The sequence below is a fragment of the Pantoea sp. EKM101V genome (genome assembly GCF_011800325.1).
Lineage (GTDB): Bacteria > Pseudomonadota > Gammaproteobacteria > Enterobacterales > Enterobacteriaceae > Pantoea > Pantoea anthophila.
In genome coordinates this window covers 1-2502 of the sequence record NZ_JAALFP010000026.1, presented here as the reverse complement: position 1 = coordinate 2502, position 2502 = coordinate 1, and the positions used below count along the sequence as shown (strand labels likewise).

Below are 2502 nucleotides of genomic sequence, written 5' to 3'. Positions count from 1 at the left end.
CCGATAGGGCTTGCTGGTGGGGTTAACCTTTATCAGTATGCGCCGAATCCGCTGAGCTGGGTGGATCCGCTGGGGCTGAGCAGATGCTCGAGTGCATCTGGACAATTACCAGAATTGAGAGGGAGATCAGTTAATGAAGTTGAAAGGGTTCTTTCACAGCATGGTTTTACCCAAACAAAAGTAAGTAATAGTGCTGCAAGAAATCAGGTCTGGAAACATTCTGATGGCTCTGAAGTACGTATCCATCCATATGGTAATCAATCAATGAATATGAAAAATGGCGCATTGACGCCAAAATCAGGCCTGAATGGACATGTACATAAAGAAAACCATTTAGGTGATCAACTTGATGATCTCGGAAATATATCAACTAACCCTGATTTAACTCATATCGGGATTAGTAATCCTGCAGACTATCCAAGTGTTAGAAACCGACCTCATGGGAGCGGAAGATAAATGAGTTATCAATTTCGTATAGTTAGTAGTTTTAGCTCGCCTGAATTATTTAAGCAAGTGATCTCGGCATTACATTCTTCTGAGTATTGTATTGATACTTTTTTAAATGATGAATCTGCAGGTTTTAAATATAAAAATTCAGAATCTAACTGGGGATCTGATATTGAGCTGTATTTAAATTCCGATGATCTTTTTTTAGATATTCATGCGGGAAATGCTAAAAAAATACTAGCTCTCATCGATAATTATTTAAAAAAACTTAACATATTAATTGAAGTAGAGGAGTTATAATAAAAGCCGGAAGCGATCTTAACAATCCTTCCGTTTTTTACATTCAGCCGCTGGTCTGAGCAAGAGATGTATCGTTCTGATGCCGAGTATGTCTGGCGTTCCACTTCAGTTGTGCACGATTAAAGTACTCATTTTCTGCCAGAATAATTTTTTGGAATAAATAAAATAGCTTTGCTCCCCTGGCGCAGATCAGTCTGCAGCAGGGCGAGACGGAGCATGAAGCTCAGGTTCACTGGTATCATAAAGATGTGTCTGGTCTGCCACGCGAGCTGACCGGAACTGATGGCAGTGTGGTCTGGCGTGCCGTCTATCGTGCCTGGGGTAATACGCTGCGCACAGAGCAGGTCGCAGTAGAGAATGCAGAGCCGATTTATCAGCCACTGCGCTATCAGGGTCAGTATTTCGATGCGGAAACAGGTTTGCACTATAATCGTTTTCGCTATTATGATCCGGATGCGGGCAGGTTTGTGAGCCAGGATCCGATAGGGCTTGCTGGTGGGGTTAACCTTTATCAGTATGCGCCGAATCCGCTGAGCTGGGTGGATCCGCTGGGGCTGAATCGGGCGAAATGTAAACCCGAAGCTGTTGAGTTAGATCCCAAAACGATTCGTTTTAGTCAAAGTTCTGTAAATGGTGCTGCTGATTTAACTCATAGTATGAGAAAGAATGGGTGGGCTGGAGACCCGATTGATGTTGTTAGAATGAGCGATGGAAAATTAACAACTATTGATAATACCAGAGTACTGGCAGCATCCAGAGCAGGGATAAATGTCAAAGCAAGAATTCATGATGGTTCATCATCTTTGCCAAATGAATTTATTGAACGTTTTACTACTAAAAAGGAACGCCTTCTTCCTGGGAAGATGCAATACAATTACGAATTGGTAAGCAAGCTTCTAAATATAAAAATGGTTATCCTAACGGGTCAAATATAATAGGGTCATTGGACTAATATGGAACAGCTTCTAATTGAAAAAGAACTACCAGCGGGATTTTATTATCCTGATGAATTCAAAAGAATAGTATCATAAGGCTTACTGGATTTTGATCCGTGGCTCATTCTTCAGGGCGAGAGGCTGAGAATTCGCTTTAATGGAATAAAAAGCCGTTATCCATCACGTGAATTAATACCTTTTGCAAGAAGAGAGGATAACGATGATGTTGCTTGTTGGGAAGTGAATAAGCCAGGAAAGGTTATCATTATTCATGACTTCGCCAAAGAAGGTTATGAAAATGTCCAAGAAATTGACAGCTTCTGGGACTGGTTAAGAAGCGCTCTTGAAGCTACGATTGAATACGATGGAGAGTAAATTTTAAAAAGCCGAAAGCGATCTGATCCTTCCGGCTTTTTACCGTCAGCTGCTGACCTAGGCCTGCAACGTCTTAATCTGCTGCCGGGTTTGTCTGGCGTCCCGCTTCTGCTGGACAAAGCGGGCCACTTCCTCGTGCAAACTGGCCACGCTTCGATCTTCGGGTATCATCAGTAGACAGCCGTCTTTAAAAGTTCATTGTGAAACTTGGCTGGCTAATTAAATTAAGATGGGAAACAGGCTATGAATATAGATACTGGCTATGTATTTCCCTTACGCCGGGCCTCTAAAAACAGAGCCAGCAACGTTTCTCTACCGTCTTTCGATAAGCCATTGGATAGCGCTAATTTGCGGATGTATTAACACGAGCGCGTGATGAGTATTTTGCCTTTGACCCGGCGCACAATCTGCTGAGCGAGGCCCAGGCGCAGCCCCTGCAGGATAA

Annotated in this window: 1 protein-coding gene and 2 pseudogenes; all 3 read left to right on the top strand. The window is 42.8% G+C overall.

Annotation, left to right across the window (positions count from 1 at the left end; genetic code table 11):
• Window positions 1-456: pseudogene (locus HFD92_RS21855) on the top strand (hypothetical protein); the annotation flags it as partial.
• Entirely contained in the window at window positions 457-747 is a 291-nt protein-coding gene (locus tag HFD92_RS21415) for a hypothetical protein (protein WP_072052709.1), read from the top strand.
• A gap of 164 nt (window positions 748-911) precedes the next feature.
• Window positions 912-1310 (top strand): annotated as a pseudogene (locus HFD92_RS21850) (RHS repeat-associated core domain-containing protein); the annotation flags it as partial.
• Between the last annotated feature and the right edge of the window lie 1192 nt (window positions 1311-2502).

Coding starts and splice junctions, on each gene's coding strand:
- HFD92_RS21415 (WP_072052709.1), top strand. CDS start 457: ATGAGTTATCAATTTCGTATAGTTAGTAGTTTTAGCTCGCCTGAATTA.